The sequence below is a fragment of the Pseudomonas mercuritolerans genome (assembly GCF_025706525.1).
Lineage (GTDB): Bacteria > Pseudomonadota > Gammaproteobacteria > Pseudomonadales > Pseudomonadaceae > Aquipseudomonas > Aquipseudomonas mercuritolerans.
Genome location: NZ_JAMSHA010000003.1, coordinates 221,932 through 244,084, shown reverse-complemented (window position 1 = coordinate 244,084; position 22,153 = coordinate 221,932). Strand labels below are relative to the sequence as shown.

15 protein-coding genes and 1 pseudogene are annotated in these 22,153 nt (G+C 57.6%); 12 read left to right on the top strand and 4 right to left on the bottom strand.

Annotated elements, in window-relative coordinates; genetic code table 11:
• Positions 1-3: 3 nt before the first annotated feature.
• The 7 genes from ND528_RS09520 (at position 4) to ND528_RS09490 (ending at position 11,707) form a co-directional block, all read left to right on the top strand.
• Positions 4-8,280, top strand: coding sequence for a two-partner secretion domain-containing protein (locus ND528_RS09520; protein ID WP_263470186.1), 8,277 nt, complete (start codon positions 4-6; stop codon positions 8,278-8,280).
• A 3-nt stretch (positions 8,281-8,283) separates the two neighbouring features.
• Positions 8,284-8,916 carry an SMI1/KNR4 family protein gene (locus ND528_RS09515; protein ID WP_041480038.1) on the top strand — a complete coding sequence of 211 codons (633 nt, stop codon included), beginning with the start codon at positions 8,284-8,286 and terminating at the stop codon, positions 8,914-8,916.
• Positions 8,917-9,138: 222 nt separating this feature from the next.
• Complete coding sequence (locus ND528_RS09510) at positions 9,139-9,894, top strand: transposase (RefSeq protein ID WP_263470185.1); 756 nt, start codon at positions 9,139-9,141, stop codon at positions 9,892-9,894.
• Complete coding sequence (locus ND528_RS09505) at positions 9,891-10,256, top strand: hypothetical protein (protein ID WP_263470184.1); 366 nt, start codon at positions 9,891-9,893, stop codon at positions 10,254-10,256. The genes ND528_RS09510 and ND528_RS09505 overlap by 4 nt, the downstream gene beginning before the upstream one ends.
• A gap of 102 nt (positions 10,257-10,358) precedes the next feature.
• Positions 10,359-10,724, top strand: coding sequence for a hypothetical protein (locus tag ND528_RS09500; protein WP_263470183.1), 366 nt, complete (start codon positions 10,359-10,361; stop codon positions 10,722-10,724).
• 87 nt (positions 10,725-10,811) lie between these two features.
• Positions 10,812-11,339: a hypothetical protein gene (locus ND528_RS09495; protein ID WP_269076954.1), complete on the top strand. Its 528-nt coding sequence runs from the start codon at positions 10,812-10,814 to the stop codon at positions 11,337-11,339.
• Between the two features lie 5 nt (positions 11,340-11,344).
• Positions 11,345-11,707, top strand: coding sequence for a hypothetical protein (locus ND528_RS09490; protein WP_110603707.1), 363 nt, complete (start codon positions 11,345-11,347; stop codon positions 11,705-11,707).
• Between the two features lie 61 nt (positions 11,708-11,768).
• Here the strand turns inward: ND528_RS09490 and ND528_RS09485 are convergent, their stop codons facing one another.
• Positions 11,769-12,812, bottom strand: coding sequence for an LLM class flavin-dependent oxidoreductase (locus tag ND528_RS09485; protein ID WP_263470181.1), 1,044 nt, complete (start codon positions 12,810-12,812; stop codon positions 11,769-11,771).
• Between the two features lie 203 nt (positions 12,813-13,015).
• Between ND528_RS09485 and ND528_RS28350 the strand changes: the two are divergent.
• Both ND528_RS28350 and ND528_RS28345 read left to right on the top strand, forming a co-directional pair.
• A pseudogene (locus ND528_RS28350) lies at positions 13,016-14,104 on the top strand (HAMP domain-containing protein); the annotation flags it as partial.
• Positions 14,105-14,194: 90 nt separating this feature from the next.
• Entirely contained in the window at positions 14,195-14,962 is a 768-nt protein-coding gene (locus tag ND528_RS28345; RefSeq protein WP_370593578.1) for a methyl-accepting chemotaxis protein, read from the top strand.
• Between the two features lie 139 nt (positions 14,963-15,101).
• Here ND528_RS28345 and ND528_RS09475 read toward each other — a convergent pair whose 3' ends face one another.
• Positions 15,102-15,587: a flavin reductase family protein gene (locus ND528_RS09475; protein WP_042606747.1), complete on the bottom strand. Its 486-nt coding sequence runs from the start codon at positions 15,585-15,587 to the stop codon at positions 15,102-15,104.
• A gap of 323 nt (positions 15,588-15,910) precedes the next feature.
• Between ND528_RS09475 and ND528_RS09470 the strand changes: the two genes are divergently transcribed.
• Together ND528_RS09470 and ND528_RS09465 are read left to right on the top strand one after the other, a co-directional pair.
• Positions 15,911-17,317, top strand: a complete 1,407-nt coding sequence (locus ND528_RS09470) for a purine-cytosine permease family protein (RefSeq protein WP_137214951.1) — start codon at positions 15,911-15,913, stop codon at positions 17,315-17,317.
• A gap of 249 nt (positions 17,318-17,566) precedes the next feature.
• Positions 17,567-18,667, top strand: coding sequence for a polyamine ABC transporter substrate-binding protein (locus ND528_RS09465; RefSeq protein ID WP_016775035.1), 1,101 nt, complete (start codon positions 17,567-17,569; stop codon positions 18,665-18,667).
• A gap of 124 nt (positions 18,668-18,791) precedes the next feature.
• On the opposite strand, the gene ND528_RS09460 is transcribed toward ND528_RS09465, so the two are convergent.
• On the bottom strand, positions 18,792-19,766 hold the full coding sequence (locus ND528_RS09460; RefSeq protein ID WP_024013207.1) for a TerC family protein: 975 nt from the start codon (positions 19,764-19,766) through the stop codon (positions 18,792-18,794).
• A 240-nt stretch (positions 19,767-20,006) separates the two neighbouring features.
• On the bottom strand, positions 20,007-20,795 hold the full coding sequence (locus ND528_RS09455) for an AraC family transcriptional regulator (protein ID WP_263470410.1): 789 nt from the start codon (positions 20,793-20,795) through the stop codon (positions 20,007-20,009).
• Between the two features lie 82 nt (positions 20,796-20,877).
• Between ND528_RS09455 and ND528_RS09450 the strand changes: the two genes are divergently transcribed.
• Positions 20,878-21,876, top strand: coding sequence for a bile acid:sodium symporter family protein (locus ND528_RS09450; protein ID WP_263470180.1), 999 nt, complete (start codon positions 20,878-20,880; stop codon positions 21,874-21,876).
• The last annotated feature ends 277 nt before the right edge of the window (positions 21,877-22,153 follow it).

The following is a 22,153-nucleotide window of genomic DNA, read 5'->3' as shown; positions in this document are numbered from 1 at the left end:
GATATGGACATTCGCCACCTGGCCTTCCTGGCTAGCCAACCTTCTGCGGCCGTAAAAAAGCGCGAGCAATTCTGCGGCATGCCCAAGCGTGGTCTGGCCTTTTTGCTGGCGAACGTCATGTTCTGGCAACCGGTGTGGGCGCAGGCGGACGGCATCGTTGTCAGTGCCCCCGGCACCAGTCTGGATCGCGCCGGCAATGGCGTGCCAATCGTCAACATCGCAGCGCCCAATGGCAGTGGCCTGTCGCATAACCAGTTCCACGATTACAACGTCGGTGCGCAAGGCGTCATCCTCAACAACGCCACCGACCGCATGCAACAGACGCAACTGGGCGGGATCATTCTCGGCAACCCGAACCTGCGTGGCGCAGCGGCACAAACCATCCTCAACGAAGTCAATGGCGGCAGCCCGAGCCAGTTGCGCGGCTACACCGAAGTCGCAGGGCAATCGGCACGGGTGATCGTTTCCAATCCTTACGGCATCAGTTGCAACGGTTGCGGTTTCATCAACACGCCACGTGTCACGCTGACCACCGGTAAACCGGTGCTCGACAACGGTCGCCTGGAGCGCTTTCAGGTCGATCAGGGAAGCGTTTCGATTGACGGCGTCGGTCTTGATGCGAGCAACGTCGACAGTTTCGAAATCATTACCCGCAGTGCGCAGATCAATGCACAGATCCACGCAAAAAACCTGAACATCACCACCGGCCGCAACGACGTCAACGCCGACACGCTCAGCGCCACCGCCCGTGCCGATGACGGCAGCGCCAGACCACAACTGGCCATCGACTCCTCGGCGCTCGGCGGCATGTATGCCGGTGCAATCAAACTGGTCGGCACCGAGCAGGGCGTTGGTGTGAAGCTGGCGGGGGATCTTGCCGCCAGCGCCGGTGACATCCGGATCGACGCCAATGGCCAGCTGACCCTGGCTAAAGTCACGGCGGGTAATGCCGTCGATGTAAAGGCCAAAAGTCTCGATGCCCAGGGCGCGGTTTATGCCGGTACGCAGGTCACCGTACAAACCGCCGAAGACCTGATCAATCGCCAAAGCCTCGCTGCCCGTGACAGCGTCAGCCTGAGCAGCGGCGGCAGGCTGACCAATACCGGTGTGATTGAAGCCGGGGTAAACGCAGACAACAGCCGCAACACCAATGGTCATCTGTCGATCAACAGTGCTTCGGTAAGTAACAGTGGCAGCGTTCTGGCCAGCCGCACATTGCACGCCAGCGCAGCCGACACGTTCGAGAACCAGAACGGTACCGTGCAGGCTCAAGACCTCGCTCTGAACGCGGCGCGCCTGGTCAACCAAGGTGTGAATGCACGCGTTTATGGTGAAACCCGTCTGGTCGTGAGCGCGCCGGCCATCGTCAACCTCAGCGGCCTGATTCGCTTCGCCGATGGGCAAGCGGCAACACTGGTGGTCGACAGTATCGACAACCGTCAGGGCCGTATCGAAATCGCCGGCGGCAGCCTCAAGCTCAATGCTCAGGAGGTAAAAAACACCGGCGGCAAAGTGATCGCCGGTCGCCTCGACCTGGACGCCCGTCAACTGGACAACAGCGGCGGCCTGATCGGCGCCAGCGACGGTGAGGCCAAGGTTGTTGCCCGCGAACGTCTGAATAACGGCGCGGGCAAGATCCAGGCGAAAACCACACTGGCACTGTCGGGAGGGGAGTTGCTCAATCAGGGTGGGACGCTGGCTGCCGACGACATTCACGTCACGGCCACTCGCCTCGATAACAGCGCCAAGGGTGTGATCAGCGCGGAAAACGGTGCTGCTGATCTGACGCTGATGCAGGATCTCGACAACCACGACGGCAAGGTGCAAGCCTCGGATCGCTTGACCATCACTGCGCAGAGCATCAACAACCGCAACGCAAGTCTGACGGGCAAAACCCTCGAGGTGGCCAGTCGCGGCACGCTGGATAATACGCAAGGCACGATTTCGTCCGATGACAGCGTGGTTTCCAGTGCAGACCTGGATAACAGCCTTGGCCTGATCCTGGGGACCGATCGCCTGAGCCTGGCCGCGCAGGACCTGCAAAACGCCAGCGGCCAGCTTTTGGGCGGCATCGTCGACGCAAACCTGCGCAATCTGATCGGCAACAACGACGGCACGCTCAGCGCCGAAACCGGGCAACTGACGCTCCTCGTCCAGCAGCACTTGAACAACGCATTGGGCCGTCTGCAATCCATCAAAGGCGATGTGGAACTGCGTGCCAGCTCTGTCGATAACCGTGGCGGTGTAGTCGCCGCCCGGCAATTGCTGGTGTTGGCCAAGGACGGACACGTCGACAACCGTGGCGGGCGGATGATCGCCGACGGCCTGGAGTTGCACGCGGCCAGCCTTGATAACCGTGCCAACGGGTTGTTGGCCGCAGGTGCCGATGGCACGCGGTTGATCCTCAAGCAAACTGCACCAAGCCAGTCGCAACTGCTGAATCAACAGGGCCGGATTCAGAGCGAAGGTCAGTTGCACATCGACGGTGACGAGGTCGACAACAGCGCCGGTGTCCTGCTTGGCAACGCTATCGACATCAATGCCAAACAACTTGGCAACAACGACAAGGGCGGCATCGTCGGTAATGGCGGCGATGTCGTCCTCAACATTGCCGGAGTCTTCAGCAACGTCACCGGTCTGGTCGATGCTGGCGCACAGCGCTTGCTCCTTGATCAACTGACCTCGCTGGATAACCGGGGCGGCACCCTGCAAGGCAAGCGCCTGGACATCAATAGCGCCTGGATCAACAACAACGCTGCCGGGCAGATCATCGCTGCCAGCGACGGCCTGAAGATTACTGGCAAAACACTGCTCAATCAGCAAGGTGTGATTCTGGCCAACGGCAGCCATGCCGAACTGGCGCTGAACAACGGCAATTTGCAAAACCAGGGCGGCACGCTGCAAGCCGACTCGGTGAGCATCAACAGTGCCGACCTCGACAACAGTGCAGCCAGCGGCAAAGCCGGGCTGATTTCCAGCCTGATTGATGACTTGACGCTGACCGTGACGCGCCTGGCTAACCGCGCCGGCAAGATGTTCGGCAAGGATCAGGTGATCTTCACTGGTGCCAGCCTGGACAACACCAGCGGCGAGATCAGCGGTAATCAGCTGGGGCTCGAAGCCGTCGGGCAGGTTCTCAATCAGGGCGGCCTGATCGAATCGGCAAACAGCCTCAAGCTGACTGCCTACGGCTTGGATAACAGCGCCGGTGGCCAGCTCCGCGCCCTCGGTGGCGCTGCGAGTCAGATCAAGCTGACCGGCAATCTGAACAACCAGAGCGGCGTGATCGAAATCGGCAGTCAGGACCTGCTGCTGTCGGGTGCCGAAATCAATAACTTCAGCGGCAATGTGCGCCACGCGGCGCAGGGCCTTTTCGACCTGGATGTGAGCCAACTGGCCAACAACCAGGGCAGTCTCACCGGGCTGGGCAATGGTGTATGGGATGTCGGCTCGGTCAACGGTGTTGGTACCTGGCAACTGAACGGCGGGCTGACCTACACCAGTGCGCAGAACCTGACGCTCAATGCTGGCGAACGGATCGCCAGTACTTCGGGGCTCAGCCTCAACGTGGCCAACCTGAACAATGCCGGACAATTGCTCAGCGGCGGCGATCTGGCGCTGACCCTCGGCGGCAATCTGCTCAACAGCGGCAAAGCCTCCGCGCAGCAGAAACTCACGATCAGCGCCAACGACGTGATCCAGCAGGACGGGCGACTGGTCAGCGGCGGCGACACCTTGATGACCTTGCGCGGCACACTGGACAATCTCGGTCGCCTGATCGCCAACCAGAACCTCACGGTGACGGCGGCACGGATCAATAACAAAGGCACCCTCGGCGCCCAAGGCAATCTCGAATTCACCGCCGCCAACGGTCTCTACAACGATGCCGACACGCTGCTGTTCAGCGGCGGCACGATGAAGCTGCACGGCAACAGCCTGAATAACTATTACGGCGATATTTACAGCCGCGGCAACATGAGCTTCGACGCTGTCGATGGCGGGCGCGCGGCGTTGTTCAGCAACTTGTCGGGCACCATCGAAGGCGAGGGTGACGTCGACATCAACGCGGTTTCCTTCGAAAATGCCAAAGCCGAGTTCGAGCTGACTTCCGGTCAGTCGTCCGGCAGTTTGAGCTGGGTGTGCGGTCAGCACTGCGATGGTGGTGATGGCTGGAAGCGCGGCACCATCACCATCACTACCCAATTCAACGACGAGGTGCTCAAGGACTCGCGCGCGGCGCGATTCGTGGCAGGCAAGAACTTCACCATCCACGCCAACCAGTTTGAAAACCGTTACAGCCTGCTGGCCGCCAACGGCGACCTGACCGTGACGGCTGACAGCCTGCTGAACCAGGGCGCGGAGTCGCGTTCGGGGACGCGCGTGGTGAAAAGGGGCACCCCTGGGCGTATCGACAACAGCCTCTGGGACAAGATGGAGTTCGTCGATGTTCCGGCGTTCAACGCGGCTACCGCGGCCGGCAACTTCGATCAGGCGCGGTTCGATGAACTGATCAGTCGCTCCAGTGATTCGCGATTCTCTTTGATGAGTGACGTCACCACCTGGAATGCAAACGGCAACGCCGTTTACGCTGCGGTGATGCAGGCCGGCGGCAAGGTCAAGCTCGACGTCACCAACAGCATCCAGAACGGCACGCTATACGACAACACTTATGATCAACTGACAGGTTCCCTGGCCAGCGACCAGACAGACGCGGTCGGCGGCATCAACATCAACCTGGGCAAACATAGCACCGACGCTGTCGCCCAAACCTCCAGATCCGTTACCCGTATCGAGCATGTCGACGCCGATGGCGTGAAGCAGATCAGCTTCACACCGGTGGACTTCAAAGGTGTGCCGTTCGCCGCAGTCGACCCGACGGCTTCCTCGACCTTCCGGTTGCCGAAAGGCCCGTACGGCATGTTCGTGCAAAGCACCAATCCGCAGAGCCGTTATCTGATCGAAACCAACCCAGAGCTGACTCAGACGACCGCGTTCATGAGCTCCGACTACCTGCTCGGTAAGCTCGACTTCAGCGCCGACGAAGCGGCGCGTCGCCTCGGTGACGGTCGCTATGAATCGCGGCTGATCAGCGACGCCGTCATGGCCCAGACCGGCCAGCGTTTTCTCGCCGGTGGCCTGGAGAACGACTACGAGCAATTTCGTTATCTGATGGATAACGCGCTCGCCAGCAAAAATCAATTGAACCTCTCAGTCGGCGTCAGCCTGACCTCGGCGCAGGTCGCTGCGCTGACCCACGACATTGTCTGGATGGAAGAGCGCATCGTCGACGGCCAGAAAGTGCTGGTGCCGGTGTTGTATCTGGCGCAGGCCGAGTCGCGCAACGTGCGCGGTGGCAGCCTGATTCAGGGCCGAGATCTGGAAATGCTGGCCGGTAGCGATCTGGTCAACGTCGGCACATTGAAGGCCAGCAACGACGTGTCCGTCGACGTCAAGGGCAGCCTCTATCAGGGCGGTCTGGTGGAAGCCGATGAGCGCATCAAACTCATGGCCACCGACAGCATCCGCAACGCACTTGCCGGCGAAATCCGCGGCAATCAGGTCGAACTGACGACACTCAAGGGCGATATCGTCAACGATCGCACCGCCATCGCGGTGCGTGATGGCAACGGCATGCGCACCCTCGTCGACGACGGCGGCATCATCAGCGCCCGCGACAGCCTGACCATCAAGTCCGGACAGGATCTGATCAACGCGTCTGCCATCAGCAGCGGCGGTGACGCCAGCCTGAGTGCAGCGCGCGACATCAACCTGTTGGCGACACGCGACGAAGACGAACTCCACGAATCCTTCGATGGCGGCCACCGCTCAGTCATTACCACCACCGTGGAAAACCTCGCGTCGACAGTGAAAACCGGCGGCGACCTGAAGCTCGATGCCGGTCGCGACATCAACGTCGTCGCCAGCACAGCGGAAGCCACCGGCAACCTCACCGCCGAGGCCAAGCGCGACATCAACATGTCCTCGGCCGGAGATGAACACAACGTCGAAACCCATAGCAAGGACGGCAAGAAACGTGTCCATGAACAGGATGACCACACTGTTCAGAAAGCAGCTGAGTTCATCGCCGGCGGCGACGTAAAAACCAGTTCCGGGCGTGACACCACACTGGTCGCGAGCAAGATCAGCGCAGGCAATGAAGCCTACGTCTACGCCGGTAACGACCTCAGTCTGCTGGCTGCGCAGAACAAGGACCACACGCTCTACGACATGAAGGAGAAGGGCGGTTTCGGCAACCTGAAACTCCAGCGCGACGAGGTCACCCAGGTCACCCACGTCGGCAGCGAAATCAAGACCGGCGGCAACCTGTCTCTGGTCAGCCTGGGCGACCAGCATTACCAGGTGGCCAAACTCGACAGCGGCAAGGACATCCTCCTCGACAGCGGCGGCGCCGTCACCTTCGAAGGGGTGAAGGATCTGCATGACGAGAGCCATACCAAAACCAACAACAACGCGGCGTGGGTCTCGGCCAAAGGTCGCGGCAACAGCGACGAAACCCTGCGCCAGACGCAGATGATCGCCAAGGGCAACATCGTCCTGAAAGCGGTCGATGGGCTGAAGATTGATATCAAGGATGTGAGTCAGGAGTCCGTCAGCCAGACCATTGATGCGATGGTCAAGGCTGATCCGCAACTGGCGTGGTTGAAGGATGCGGAGGCTCGGGGAGATGTTGATTGGCAGCGCGTGAAGGAGATTCACGAGTCGTTTAAATACGAGAACTCGGGCGTCGGGCCAGCGGCGCAAATTGCCATCGCCATCATGATGTCTTTTGTGATGGGGCCGGCAGGACTGGGCTTGGTCGGCGGTGGCTTCGGCGGCGCATTCGCCACAACCCTCGCTACGACGGGCGTGACAAGCACGATCAGCAACAAAGGGAACCTCGGCGCTGCTTTCAAGGAAACATTCAGCGCCGACAGTCTCAAGAACGCAGCTATCGCTGGCTTCACCGCAGGCATGCTTGATTATGCCGATGCCAATTGGTTTGCAGCGGGGGGCAGCAAAGCCGCAAGTATTCTGACCAGCAGTAATTTTACCGACGTAGCGATCCGAACTGCAGGTCGCGCGGTCATTTCCAGTGGCATCTCTACCACCATTGGTGGCGGTAGCTTTGGTGACAACTTTGGTTCCGCGTTGCTGGGAGAAGCGGGCAGTGTCGCGATGGCGACCGGGTTCAATTTTGTTGGCGATCAAACGATCAAGTTCCCGGAAGGTGGCGTAGTAAAAGTTGTCGCGCATGCGCTGATGGGAGGCTTGCTTTCCGAGGCGATGGGTGGGGATTTTGCTACTGGTGCGGCGGCTGCCGGGCTGAACGAAGCGGCGATGAATGTCCTTGTGAAGTTCGCTGGTGGCAATGATCAGATGCAGGTGATGCTGTCGCAGCTGACGGGCGTGTTAGCGGCTGCCGCCGTGGATGAAAACACCCAGCTAGGGGCCGCCATCGCAGGGAGTGCGACGACCTATAACTACCTCTATCACCGTGAGGTGAAAGAGATGCTGGCCGAAATGGACAGCAAATCCACTGATGAGGAAAAGCTGGCGGTCAGGGATAAATACGAAGCGCTCGACAAGCAACGAGAGTTGGAGCGTGACGAGTTTTGTAAAGGAGCAGCTGATACTTGCCGTCAGATCTCACGCGATTTGGCCGACGATGACGAAAAATTTTCAGAACTCATAAACAAACTGAGGAGTGAAGGCAACGGAGCAGAGGCCTATTGGGTAAGCTCTGTTCAAGGAGGGAATTTATATTCTGCTGGATCAATGGCTTCCGTTGTGAAAGCACAGGAGGGTGGCTTCTTTGCAAAATTGGGCGCTGTGGTTTTCGAGATGGGCGCCGGAATTTTTCCGGGGCGGGCTATCGGAAAAGGCACGACGGCTAAACATGTGGATGATGAAAAGGTTGTTGATGTAAAAGGGGTTGCTGGCGGCGCAGGCGGTACTGAAAAAATCGTCACGATCAGCAAAGATCGCTACCCCGAGTCGGCGCAACATATTGAAGATGCCATCGGGGCAGGAAAGCCTGACACGTTGACCATAGATCGAGATAATGCGGCAACGCGCAGGCGTGATTCTTTGCGCGGAATTGAAACAAAACCGGGCCTCGACCGTGATGAATATCCGCCCGCCATGTTCCAGGAAGGGGGGCAGGGAGCCTCAGTAAGGCATATCCCCGCTGGTGATAACCGTGGGGCGGGCGCTTGTATTGGCGCTCAATGCAGAGAGTTGCCTAACGGGACGAAGGTTAGAATAGAGGTGATAGATTAGATTATGAATAATCTGGATAAGTTGTTATCGATTGCAAGTTCGTCCTTGAGTGAACGTGAGCCAGAACTGTCTGGGCCAATACGCAAACTGGCAGGGACTTCGGCGGAACAACTTGTTAATGTGCTGCGTCAGCGCAATGGCTTCTATGCTTTTGAAGGCGCGCTGCATGTTTTTCCAAGTGACTCCAGTCAAAGTGAAATGGGCATATCTGATTGGAATCACGCTGACCTGTGGCGCAGTAGCTACAATGGCCTAGCCGATAACGTTGTCTTTTTTGCTGAAGATATCTTTGGTGGACAGTTCTGTATTAAGGATGGCAGTATCTACATTTTTGATCCGGAAACTGGCTCGTTAGAGTACTTGGCTGCGGATGTTGAAAGCTGGGCTGAAGTAGTTCTGCACGACTATGAAGTATTGACAGGCTATCCGTTGGCTCATCAGTGGCAAAAGCGCAATGGTCCAGTTCGTGCGGGGATGCGTTTGCTGCCCAAAGTGCCTTTTGTAATGGGCGGCGATTTTTCCTTGGATAATTTATATGTTGCCGATGCTGTAGAAGGCATGCGGCTCAGAGCCGATATAGCCGATAAGATTAAAAATTTACCAGACGGTACTCAGGTTAAATTCAGTCTGGACTGACAGGAGAAAATAAATGGGGGCGGACCACGTTTAGAAAGGGATAAATGGGGACAGACCACGTTTAGAAAGCACTCCACTCCAAGAACGTGGGTCTGTCCCCGGGAAAAAGGGTGGCAAACCACGTTTTAATGTAATTGACTGCAACAATACGTAAAAATTTGCCGTCATGTTTACCTTGCGGCCCGCTAAGCTTTCAGTTCGACCAATTGAAAGGATTCATCAATGCCGCGTAGAGCCCGAGTTTTGATACCAGGCGTACCGCTCCACTTGATTCAGCGAGGAAACAATAGATCTGTCTGTTTTTTTACCGAGGAAGACTACCATTTTTATCTGGAGCTGTTGGCTGAGCAGGCGTCGAAAAATGACTGTGATGTTCATGCGTGGTGCTTAATGACCAATCACGTTCATTTGTTAGTCAGTCCTCATCATGCCAATAGCGCAAGCCTGCTGATGAAAGGTATTGGCCAGAGATACGTTCAATATATAAATCGCGTGTACAGACGCAGTGGAAGTTTGTGGGAAGGCCGGTATCGTTCATGCCTTGTTGAGAGTGAGCGATATTTATTGTGCTGTTATCGGTACATCGAAATGAATCCGGTGAGAGCGAAAATGGTAGTTCATCCAGCCGAATATCGCTGGTCAAGCTACCGTGTTAATGCACAATCAGAGCGCTCGCACATTGTTACCCCTCATGCTCAATACTTGGCGCTTGGAGTGCAGGGCGGGCAACCGGCAGATGCCTACCGCGAACTGTTCAATAAAGACTTAGAGTCAGAAGTGGTTGACCAGATTCGTGCCGCGACCAATGGGAATAATGTTTTTGGCGGTTCAAAGTTTGCTGTTGAAGTGGAGGCAATGATCGGTCGTCGTGTGCAGCGAGGGAGCCCGGTGGTCTGTCCCCGTTTTTTACTTTTTAATCATCCTGATATGGCGAATCAGGGAACATTTAAAGTGTTTAATCCTGGGAAACCGCAATGAGCAAGCAATGTTTTATGGCGTGCGAGCAGTGTGGAGGGGAGCTGTCTGTCTACAGAGAAGGCAGCGCCCAAGGAGTAAAATGTTCTCAGTGCGGTTGGTCGGTAGTTACAACCCACATTCCAGAGATTAAGGTGGACGAGACTCAGTATGAGGTGCGCTGCCGGGGTGACTATCAGAATAAAGACCATGTAAAAGCTGTTTCTGAAGTTACAGGCCGTAATTTCTTGTCTTCCAGAATTACTCTCCAGCAAGATCTTGCTCTGGTGTTTGTCGGTCAAGCGGAGAAGGTTTTGCAGGTTAGAAATACTCTTGTTTTTGCGGGAATGACGTGTGAGATTACGCCTGATTTTCGCTGGGTATGAACGTTGCAAATAACCTCGGACAGATCACGTTTAGAAAGCGTTGCGAAAACGTAGTCTGTCGCTGTTATGTGTCAACTGGAATGGTCCGTATAGAGGCTGATCATGTCAGCGATTTTAAGTTATAAAGAAATAATGCAGCGAATGTTTTACTACTATCCCATTTACTGCAGGACTAAGATCAGGAAGAACAAAAAATCAGGTTTTTCCTGGGTTGAAGGGGAACTTGAAGTCGGCTATGCATTAAATGAGATGGGAGAAAGTTTTGTTACTCCAGTTGAAAAGCTAATGCTCCAGACTGCCGGGCTTGTGTTGTCGGCGGGAAGAGAGCCCAAGGTCGCTTTTGATTTTTCGGTTGACCATATAAAAGGGATTATTGAGGTGCATGGGTTAGCGTCTCTTATGTCACAGTTGTCTGAGCAAGATGCTGTGCAGGTCGAGTCGGACTTAAAGCTTTTAGACATTATTTAACGATTGCTGCAGGGCAGGTTTATTGAACTCGATAAGTCTGCCCGCTAAGTCTTTACGGGGTAATAAAAAGTGATTAGAGCGGGAATTTTGCTTTCACTGGTTTTCCTGATTGCAGGCTGCCATTCCAACGTCAGAGACTCTTCCCCCAGTCTTTTAAAGGAGGGTGTCCAACTTCAGCAAAAAACGGTAACACCAGATGCACAACACGCCAAAATCATCATGAAAGCGACAGGTTACACATACCCTGTCGAGTTCTCGGTTCGCCGGGCTTCAGATCCCGATCGGCGAATGGAAGTGCTGGGTACTGTGGTGGATTCCGGGCGGGGCAAGGTATTCGGCTGGATCGCCAAAGTCAGCGAAGCGGCCAATAGCGCCACGTTCAAGCACTTCCCTCAGTTGGAAACGCAAGCCAATGCCGACGAACCTTTCGAGGTGTCGGGGCGTTCCAACGGCATGGGCACTGGCAATACTTATAGCTGCGGGCCGCTGAACAGTACTTTTACCCCGGAGCGAAGCAAGGTCTACCTGGTGGAGTTTCAGTTTGTTGGGCAGGCTTGCGAGCAGCATGTTTACGATGTCACCCGGCCGGGTCAGCGTAGCCTCATCGGAACCTGAGCCATTTGAAATTAAATATTCATTTCCCTGACAACCTGATCTCCGATGACTTGCTCAGACAGCAACGGATTCCGTGTATTTGCAAGGTTTCAACGCAATTCGAAATTTCCTTCTCGGATACAGTCCCTGAATCATCCGGGATCGTATCGGGCTGGAGTCGTGAGGAACTGGAACGACGTGCGGTCGCCGGGGCGGGTGGTCAATACACCCACTATGCCAATGGTCTGATTACCTTGAGTAAAATTAGCGAAGGCTTGTACCAGATCATTGATCTTGAAATGTTCTACCGAAGTTTTGGTTGGTGCGCCGTTTTCCGAGATGGCCAATACGCACCCGCTGGCAATTTTTGGGACGACGAGCCGACGTAAAACTAAAACGCCCCGAACTCTGCCGGGGCGTTTTCATTTACCGGGCCGAGCCAGTAAGGGTTTACCGAAACGCCGGCACCACATCCCTGATAAACAACTCCAGCGATTTCTTCTTCTCTTCATGCGGCAAGCTGTTGTCACACCAGAAACTGAACTCATCCACGCCCAGTTCCTGGTAGTACTTGAGCCGCGGAATGATCTCTTCCGGCGTGCCGATCATCGCCGTCTTGTGCAGGCTCTCCAGCTCAAATTCCGGGCGTCCGGCAAACTTCTCTTCCGGACTCGGCGCGAGGAAGCCATTGACCGGAGTTTCCTTGTTGCCAAACCACGCATCGAAGGTGCGATAAAAACGTGAGATGGCTTTGGCGCCAACTTGCCAGCCGTCCGGGTTATCAGCGGTGTGCACGTGGGTGTGGCGCAGCACCATCAATTGTGGGCGCGGTACGTCTGGGTTGTTGTCCAGTGCAGTCTGGAATTTGTTCTTCAGGTCGAGGACTTCTTCGTCGCCTTTCATCAATGGCGTGACCATGACGTTGCAGCCGTTGGCCACGGCGAAGTTGTGCGAATCCGGGTCGCGGGCGGCGATCCACATTGGCGGGTTGGGCTTCTGGATCGGCTTCGGCACGCTGGTGGAGGTGGGGAATTTCCAGATGTCGCCTTCGTGGGCGTAGTCGCCTTGCCACAGGGCGCGGACCACCGGGACCATTTCGCGCAGGGCCTGGCCGCCGCTGGAGGCGGGCATGCCGCCGGCCATGCGGTCGAATTCAACCTGATAGGCGCCACGGGCGAGACCGACTTCCATGCGGCCGTTGCTGATCACGTCGAGCAGGGCGCATTCGCCGGCGACGCGCAGCGGGTGCCAGAACGGCGCGATGATGGTGCCGGCGCCGAGGTGGATGGTCGTGGTTTTCGCTGCGAGGTAGGCCAGCAGCGGCATCGGGCTTGGGGAGATGGTGTATTCCATGGCGTGGTGTTCGCCGATCCACACGGTGCTGAAACCGCCGGCCTCGGCCATCAGGGTCAGTTCGGTCAGGTCTTCGAACAGTTGGCGGTGGCTGACGCTTTCGTCCCAGCGTTCCATGTGTACGAACAGGGAAAATTTCATGACGCTACCTCGAGTCTTTTGTAATTGGCCGGTCGTATGCGGGCCTGTCGAACTGACGTGAGCGCTGTGCGCTCGCGAGTCTTCTCACCATTCAGGCACGCCTTCGAGGACGGCTGTTCGGTTGATTGAATATTGGTATACCATAATACGGAATATCCGCAAAATATTTCTGACCGACACTTCGAACAAGGAAGGCGCAAGCAATGAACATAAAACAAAAACTGACTCTGGCGTTTGCGGTAATCGCCAGCCTGCCGGTGTTGCTGGTGGCAGCGCTGATCATCCTCAATGTCCGCGAGGGCGCGCGCGACACCTTTACTGACAGCACCGGGCGCGAAGTGCGTCAGGTGGAAAACGCGATGCAGCTGTTTTTCGAGGGCATCAGCCAGAACGTTGCTTACCTGGCCGAGCATCCGCAACTGCAGAGCATCGACACCAGCCTCAAACGCTACCTGAGCAGTGACGCCGCGCAAGTGCCGATGGGGCCGCAGGATCAACAGCTGTTCAAACTGTTCGACGGTCTGGCCAAGGCCCATCCGGCCTACACCTATCTATCTGTCGGCACCGAGCAGGGCGGTTATCTGTTCTGGCCGGGCGATGCGAAGTTGGCGAACTACGATCCGCGCACCCGCCCCTGGTACAAAACCGCGATGGCCAATCCCGGCAAAACCCTGCGCACCGAGGCCTATTACTGGGCGGCGGATGACGTGGTGCTGGTGAGCACTGTGCGCAGCTTCAACAACCAGTTGGGCAGCAATGCTGGCGTGGTCAACATCGATGTGTCGCTCAAGCAATTGACCGATCTGGTTAAGCAGATCCGCCTCGGCGAGAGCGGTTATCTGATGCTGATGGAAGCCAACAACACCGTGCTGGTCGACCCGAGCGATCCGGCGCACAACTTCAAGAAACTCAGCGATCTCGGCGACGGTTATCAGCAACTGGCCGAGGCGGGCAAAGGCCTGGTCGAGGTGCAGCTGGCCGGCGAGGATTACATGGCTCTGGTCTGGCCCTCGCAAGCGTTGGGCTGGCGGTTTGTCGGCTTGGTGAAAGCCAGTGAAGTGATGGCGGGGGCAACCCGTTTGACTTGGCTGATTGGCGCTATCGCTGTGGTTTGCGCTCTGCTGTTCGCGACGGCTGGCGCGTGGTTCGCGGGTTTGATGGTCAAGCCGATTCGTGGTGTCGCCAGTGGTCTCGAAGGTATTGCTCAAGGCGAGGGCGATCTGACTGCGCGACTGGAAGTCCGTGGGCAGGATGAAACCGCGCAACTGGCCGGCTGGTTCAACCAGTTTCTTGAAGCGATTCGTACGTTGATTCAGCGCATCGGCCAGGCAGCGGGGCAGATTCACAGCAGCTCTGGCAGCGCCACCGAAGTCTCGGCGGAAATGGCCGACGTCGCTTCGCGTCAGCGTGAGGCGGTGGACATGGTGTCGACCGCATTCCACGAAATGGTCGCCACTTCCAACGAGGTTGCGCGCTCGTGCAGTCAGGCGGCCGACTCGGCAGACAACGGTCAGCGTCAGGCTCACACCGGGCAGCAGCAGATCGACGCGGCGGTGAGTAACGTCGGGCGCTTGAGTCAGGAGATCGGCCACAGCGCCGAGTCGATGCAGCAACTGGAGCAGGACAGCAACGACATCCAGTCGATCCTCGGCACCATCCGATCGATTGCCGAGCAGACCAATCTGCTCGCGCTCAACGCCGCCATTGAGGCCGCGCGCGCCGGTGAACAGGGCAGGGGCTTTGCCGTGGTCGCCGATGAAGTTCGCGCGCTGGCCAAACGCACTTCCGACTCCACCGGTGAGATTGACGCACTGCTTGGCAATCTGGCGCGGCGCACCCACCAGATGGGCAAGCAGATGCACGCCAGCCTCGAGGTCTCGCAGGAAACCGTGGTGTCGATCAACGAGGCGCGGGCGAGTTTTGAATTGATCCGTGAATCGGTTGACGTGATCCGCGACATGAATACGCAGATCGCCACGGCGGCGGAGGAACAGCATCAAGTGGCGGAGGACATCAATCGGCACATCAGCCAGATTCATGGTGATGCGCAGTTGGTGGCGAGCCTGGCGGATTCAACTCGCCAGGATGCGCAGAACCTGACGGCGTTGTCGCAGACGTTGAATCAGTTGGTGAGCCGGTTTCGGACCTGACACAGTCGCCCAGGCAATACCAAAACCTGTGGGAGCGAGCTTGCTCGCGAAGGCGTCAGATCAGTCAAAAATGTAACAACTGACCCATCGCTTTCGCGAGCAGGCTCGTTCCCACATGGCTTTTCGGCGGTTTTGAAAATCAAGCCACAACCGGCAACGCGCCCATCTTGCCGTGGCAATACACCAGCGGCCCGGCGACCTGCTCGGGGACGATCAGGTTCTTCACCGCGCCGACCATGATCGCGTGGTCGCCACCTTCGTATTCACGCCACAACTCGCACTCGATCACCGCCGTCGCATTGGCGAGGATCGGGTTGCCCAGTGCGCTCAATGTCCACTCGATGCCCTGCGCCTTGTCCTTGCCTTTGCGGGCGAAGGCATAGGCCTCGCTCTGCTGCACGCTGGACAACAGGTGAATCGCAAAGCGTTTGTTCTTGATCAGCACGGGATAGGAATCGGAGCTGTAGTTGGGGCAGAACAGCACCAGCGCCGGGTCCATCGACAGGGAGCTGAACGCGCTGGCGGTCAGGCCGACGATCTGACCGTCGTCGTCCAGCGTGGTGATGACGGTGACGCCGGACGGGAACGAGCCCATGACTTGTTTGTAAATGGCAGCATCGATCATTGGGTGGTCCTCGGGTGGTGTGACGCGGTTTTTATGGTTTGTAGGTCTGATGGTATACCGTAATACATATCTTGCAAGAGCTTTTCTGGTGAACCGATAAACGTGCCACTTTCGTCGGAAACTCAGTGTTTACGGGGCTTTCAGCTAGCCGGTCAGGGGTGGGATCAGCGAGGATAGCGGATCTGAGAGCAACAGATTCAGCGGATCAGGCTTGTGCAAAGTCTGGAATACCATAATATGGTCTGCATCTGAGGGGCGACCCAAGAGTCCTCCCGGTTTGGCTTCATACAAAGATAAAAACAGACAAACTCGAGTTCATGCATATGTCCCAGATGTCCCGGCAAGATCCGTTGATCGAGAATCATACGGTCGATTACGTCCCACTCGCGGAACGCCACGGGAAGGCCCGCGATCTGTTCACTCTTTGGTTCAGCACCAACATCGCGCCACTGCCCATCGTCACCGGCGCCATGGTGGTCCAGGTGTTCCATCTGAATCTGTTCTGGGGGCTGCTGGCGATTGCGCTGGGGCATATGATCGGCGGCGTGGTGATTGCGCTGGCCTCGGCGCAGGGTCCGCGCATGGGCATTCCGCAAATGGTCCAGAGTCGCGGTCAGTTCGGTCGTTATGGCGCACTGCTGATCGTGTTCTTCGCGGCTCTCATCTACATCGGTTTCTTCATTTCCAACATCGTGCTAGCCGGCAAATCCATCGTCGGCATTGCGCCGTCAGTGCCAGCGCCGCTGAGCATTCTGATCGGCGCGCTGGCCGCCACCGCGATCGGTGTGATCGGCTACAACTTCATCCATACGCTCAACCGCATCGGCACCTGGGTGATGGGTGGCGCGTTGCTCGCCGGGTTCATCTATATCTTCGCCCATGAACTGCCAGCGGACTTTTTGACGCGCGGCAGTTTCAATCTGTCCGGCTGGCTGGCGACGGTGTCGCTGGGGATCATCTGGCAGATCAGCTTCTCGCCGTACGTCTCCGACTATTCGCGTTATCTGCCAGCAGACATCGGTATCGCCAAACCCTTCTGGGCGACGTATCTGGGCGCGACGCTGGGCACGATTCTGTCGTTCAGTTTTGGCGCGGTGGCAGTGCTGGCGACGCCGGAAGGCACTGAAGCGATGGCGGCCGTCAAGCAGTCCACCGGCTGGCTGGGGCCGATTCTGATGGTGCTGTTTCTGCTCAACATCATCAGCCACAACGCGCTCAATCTGTATGGCGCGGTGCTATCGATCATCACCTCGATCCAGACGTTCGCCAGCCAGTGGACGCCGAGCATCAAGGTGCGCGTGGTGCTGTCGAGCGTGATCCTGGCCGGATGCTGTGTGGTCGCCCTCGGTGCCTCGGCGGATTTCATTTCCGAATTCATAGGACTGATTCTCGCGCTGTTGCTGGTGCTGGTGCCGTGGGCGTCGATCAACCTGATCGATTTCTATCTGATCAAGCGCGGTAACTACGACATCGCCTCGATCTTCCGCGCTGACGGTGGCATCTACGGGCGCTTCAACCTGCACGCGATCATTGCTTACTTCATCGGCATCATCGTGCAACTGCCGTTTGCCAACACCTCGCTGTACGTGGGGCCGTACGCCAATCTGGTGGAAGGTGCCGACCTGTCGTGGCTGGTTGGCCTGGTGGTGACCGTGCCGCTGTATTACTGCCTGGCGACTCGCGGTCAGGCGCAGCAGAGCAGGGCGGCCAGACTCGGCTATACCGACTGATCCCAACGGCAACCCGACAATGCCCGGCCCAGCGCCGGGCATTTTTGTTTGCGTATTTCAGCGGTCACGGAAATTGGCCATATCGATCCCCTTTTGGCCTGCCGCCTACTGTCATCGCGCTACGCTGTCAGCAAGAATCGAAACCATAACAACAGGCTCGACCTTTTTTGCCCTTGGCTACCGTTACAGCCACTGCCGTGTACAGAACATAAAAACCATCGATCTCACGTCGCATTCGGGGAAACAACCATGGTCACGATCAAACGCATTCTGGGCGCCACCGTGTGTGGCCTGACGCTGCTGGCCAGCGCCGTCCAGGCCGAGCAACGCGAACTGCGGGTGTACAACTGGGCGGATTACATTCTGCCGTCAGTGCCCAAGGACTTCGCCGAGCAAAGCAAGATCAAAGTGACCTGGGACACCTTTGACACCAACGAATCCCTGGAAGCCAAACTGCTCACCGGCAACTCCGGTTACGACCTGGTGGTGCCGTCCAACCAGTTCATCGAAACCCAGATCAAGGCCGGCGTGTTCCAGAAACTCGACAAGTCGAAATTGCCGAACTGGCAGCACCAGGATCCGGCGTTGCTCAAGTTGCTCGACGCCAACGACCCCGGCAACCAGTACGGCGTGCCGTACATGTACGGCACCGTGCTGATCGGCTTCAACCCGGCCAAGGTCAAGGCTGCCCTGGGCGACAACGCGCCGGTGGACAGTTGGGATCTGGTGTTCAAGCCCGAGAACATGGAAAAGCTCAAGGCCTGTGGCGTGGCGATGCTCGATTCGCCGTCGGAGATCCTGCCGCTGGCCCTGCATTACCTCGGCCTCGACCCGAACAGCCAGAACCCGGCGGACTATGAAAAGGCCAAGGCCTTGATGATGAAGATTCGTCCTTACGTGACCTACTTCAACTCGGCCAAGTACATGACCGACATCGCCAACGGCGACATCTGCGTGGCGATCGGTTATTCCGGCAGCTTCTACCAGTTCGGCAATCGCGCCAAAGAGGCGGGCAACGGTGTGGTGGTCGATTGGCGTTTGCCGAAGGAGGGCGCGCCGATCTGGTTCGACACCTTCGCCATTCCGAAGAGCGCGAAGAACGTCGCCGAGGCCCACGAATTCCTCAACCACTTGCTCGACCCGAAAGTGATCGCACCGATCAGTGATTTCCTCGGTTACCCGAATGCCAACAAGGACTCGATGCCGCTGGTCAACAAGGACATCACCGACAACCCCAACCTGACCCCGACCAGCGAGGCGCTGAAAACCCTGTACGTGGTGCAACCGTTGCCGCAGAAAATGGAGCGGGTGCGCACGCGGGTGTGGACCAGTATCAAGTCCGATAAATAAGAGCACCGCACTTCAAATGTGGGAGCGAGCCTGCTCGCGAAAGCGGTGTGTCATTCAACTCCTATGTTGAATGATCCGGCGTATTCGCGAGCAGGCTCGCTCCCACAGGTGGAGTTGGGTTGTGTCATTCGGTGCGGCGTTCTGCCTCGCGGCTGGTCACCAGGCTCAACAGCACCGACCCGAGAATCACCGTCCCGACGATTGCCAGCGACCATTCCACCGGCATGTGGAACCACGGCATCAGCACCATCTTGCCGCCGATGAACACCAGCACGATCGCCAGCCCGTATTTGAGCAGGTGAAAGCGATCAGCCATGTCCGCCAGCAGGAAGTACAACGCGCGCAGGCCCATGATCGCGAAGATGTTCGAGGTGAAGACAATGAACGGGTCGGTGGTGACGGCGAAGATCGCTGGAATGCTGTCGACGGCGAACATCAAGTCGCTGGCCTCGATCAGCACAAGAACCAAAAACATCGGCGTCGCCCAGCGCACGCCGTTCTGCAGGATGAAAAACTTCTCGCCGTGAAAGCCACTGGTGATGCGCATATGCCCGCGAACCCAGCGCAATAACGGATTCTTTTCCAGATCCGGTTGATGATCAGCGAACACCAGCATCTTGATCCCGGTGATGATCAGGAACACACCGAATGCATACAGCAGCCACTCGAACTGCGACACCAGCCACACACCGGCAAAAATCATGATCGCGCGCATGACAATCGCGCCCAGCACGCCGTACAGCAGCACGCGTCGTTGCAATTCCGGCGGCACGGCGAAGTAGCTGAAGATCATCACGAAGACGAACATGTTGTCGATCGATAGCGACTGCTCGATCAGATAACCGGTGAGAAATTCCAGGGTTTTCTGTCGGGCGATTTCACCGCCGAATTCGCCGTGCAGATACCACCAGAGCAATCCCGCGAAGCTCAGCGCCAACAGGCACCAGGCAACCACCCAGGCCGACGCTTCCCGCACCGACACCCGGTGCGCCTTGCGCCCGCCGAAGACAAACAAGTCCAGGGCCAGCATGGCCAGAACGAAGATGATGAAGGCACCCCACATCCAGGGTTCGCCGATATTGATGTTCGTGGCAGGCATGGCACGCTCCCCTGTCTTTTTATTTGCAGCAAGCACATCTCCTGTGGGAGCGAGCCTGCTCGCGAATGCGGTGGGTCAGTGAGATGGAGGTTGCCTGACACCCCGCGTTCGCGAGCAGGCTCGCTCCCACTGGCATCACTGCACCCTCTCGATCAAAGTCAGACGGGGCCATGCTAGCGACGGATCTGGAGCAAAGAAAAATCGTTTATTCCTGACGGACAGTTCGGCAAAAACGAAGTGTCAGCGGAAAAACTCTCCCGGCGTTTCGCCAAACTGCTGACGAAACGCGGCGATAAACGCCGAGGTCGAGTCGTATCCGCAGGCCAGCGCAACATCGGTCACTCGCTCGCCTTTCTCCAGCGGCGTAAGCGCTCCGAGCAAGCGCAGGCGCTGACGCCAGGCGCGGAAGGTCAGGCCGGTGTCGCGCAGAAACAGGCGCGTCAGAGTCTTTTCGGTGACGCCGAATTTTTCGCTCCAATGGCTCAGCGTGGTCTGCTGTTCCGGGTGTTGCTCCAGGCTCTGGTAGATCTGCTTCAGGCGCGCGTCTTGCGGCAGCGGCAGCATCAGGTCGATGGTCGGCGCGTCGCCGAGTTGATCAAGGATGACCTGGGCCAGGCGTCCGTCAGGGCCGTTCTCGTCATAGTCGACCGGGACCTGACTGAAGGCGCGGATCAACTCCCTGAGCAGATCGCTGACGCCCAGCACATGGCAATGCCCGGCGGCCCAACCGGTGACGCTGCTGTCGATGTACAGGCTGCGCATTTCCGTATGCGGTGCGCTGAACACCCGGTGCGGCACGCCGGCCGGGATCCACACCGCACGCTCCGGCGGCGCGACGAAGCGGCCGGCGCTGGTTTGCACTTCGAGCACGCCTTGAATCGGGTAGGACAACTGCACCCATGGATGGCTGTGACGGCGGGTGAGGGCGCGATTGGGCAGCGATTCGGTGCGTCCATACAAGGGGCGCGGCAGGCTGGGTAGCCCGGGAACACTGCGGCGAACGCTGTTGGCATGTCCTTTAGGCGGCATCTTGCGGCTCTTCGGCGTTAGTCGGTAATTGCCAGTCACGTTAGAGTCGTCGGCACGCACTGGCAACCCCCGGATGAATCTCATGACGCGCCCACGTTTTTTGCCCGATAATTTCACGCTGACCTTGATCGGCGTTGTGCTGCTGGCGAGCTTCCTGCCCGCCAGCGGCCAGGTCGCGGTCGGCTTCGGCTGGCTGACCAACATCGCCATCGCTCTGCTGTTTTTCCTGCATGGCGCCAAGCTGTCGCGCGAATCGATCATCGCCGGCGCTGGCCACTGGCGTCTGCATCTGCTGGTGTTTGGCCTGACCTTCGTATTGTTCCCGATCCTCGGTCTGGCGCTGAAGCCATTGTTGTCACCGCTGATAGGCGATCAGCTGTACATGGGCATGCTCTATCTGTGCGCGTTGCCGGCCACTGTGCAGTCGGCGATTGCCTTCACTTCGCTGGCGCGGGGCAATATTCCGGCGGCGATCTGCAGTGCGGCGGCTTCAAGCCTGTTCGGGATTTTTCTCACGCCGCTGCTGGTGACGCTGCTGCTCAACGTTCACGGTGACGGCGGTTCAACCCTCGATGCGATCGTCAAGATCAGTGTGCAATTGCTCCTGCCATTCATTGCCGGGCAGATCGCTCGGCGCTGGATCGGCGCGTGGGTAGGGCGCAACAAGAACTGGCTGAAATTCGTTGATCAGGGTTCGATTCTGCTGGTGGTGTACGGCGCATTCAGCGAAGCGGTCAACGAGGGCATCTGGCAGCAGATTCCGTTGTTCGAGTTGCTCGGTCTGGTGGTGGTCTGCTGCATCCTGCTGACGTTGGTTCTGGTTGCATCAATTCTGTTGAGCAAAGCGTTCGGCTTCAACCAGGAAGACCGCATCACCATTCTGTTCTGCGGCTCGAAAAAGAGCCTGGCCACCGGCGTGCCGATGGCGCAGGTGCTGTTTGCCGGCAGCACCATCGGCGTGCTGATTCTGCCGCTGATGCTGTTTCACCAGATTCAACTGATGGTCTGCGCAGTGTTGGCACAGCGTTATGCGCGCCGGCCGGAGTCGGTGCCGGAGCTGATGGCGCAGGTTGACCCTTAGTCCAGAGCACATGTGTGGACATAACGAATCGAAGCATCGCAGCTCCAGCGGCTACCGAGGTGAGGTTGTTCACGGAAGTGATGCAACGGTCTTATCGTGTTTAATTCATTTTTATCAATTAGTTAGTGATTGCCAGGTTTGAGAACAAGCATTTTGTCCGTGAAAAACGTTCAAAATTATTCTTGTTTTGGGGTTGCCATGCCGCAGTCGGCTGTTTAGGATCCAATCTTCGCAAGCAGGGATACCGGGCATGAAGCTTGGTACTACGAGAGTTATA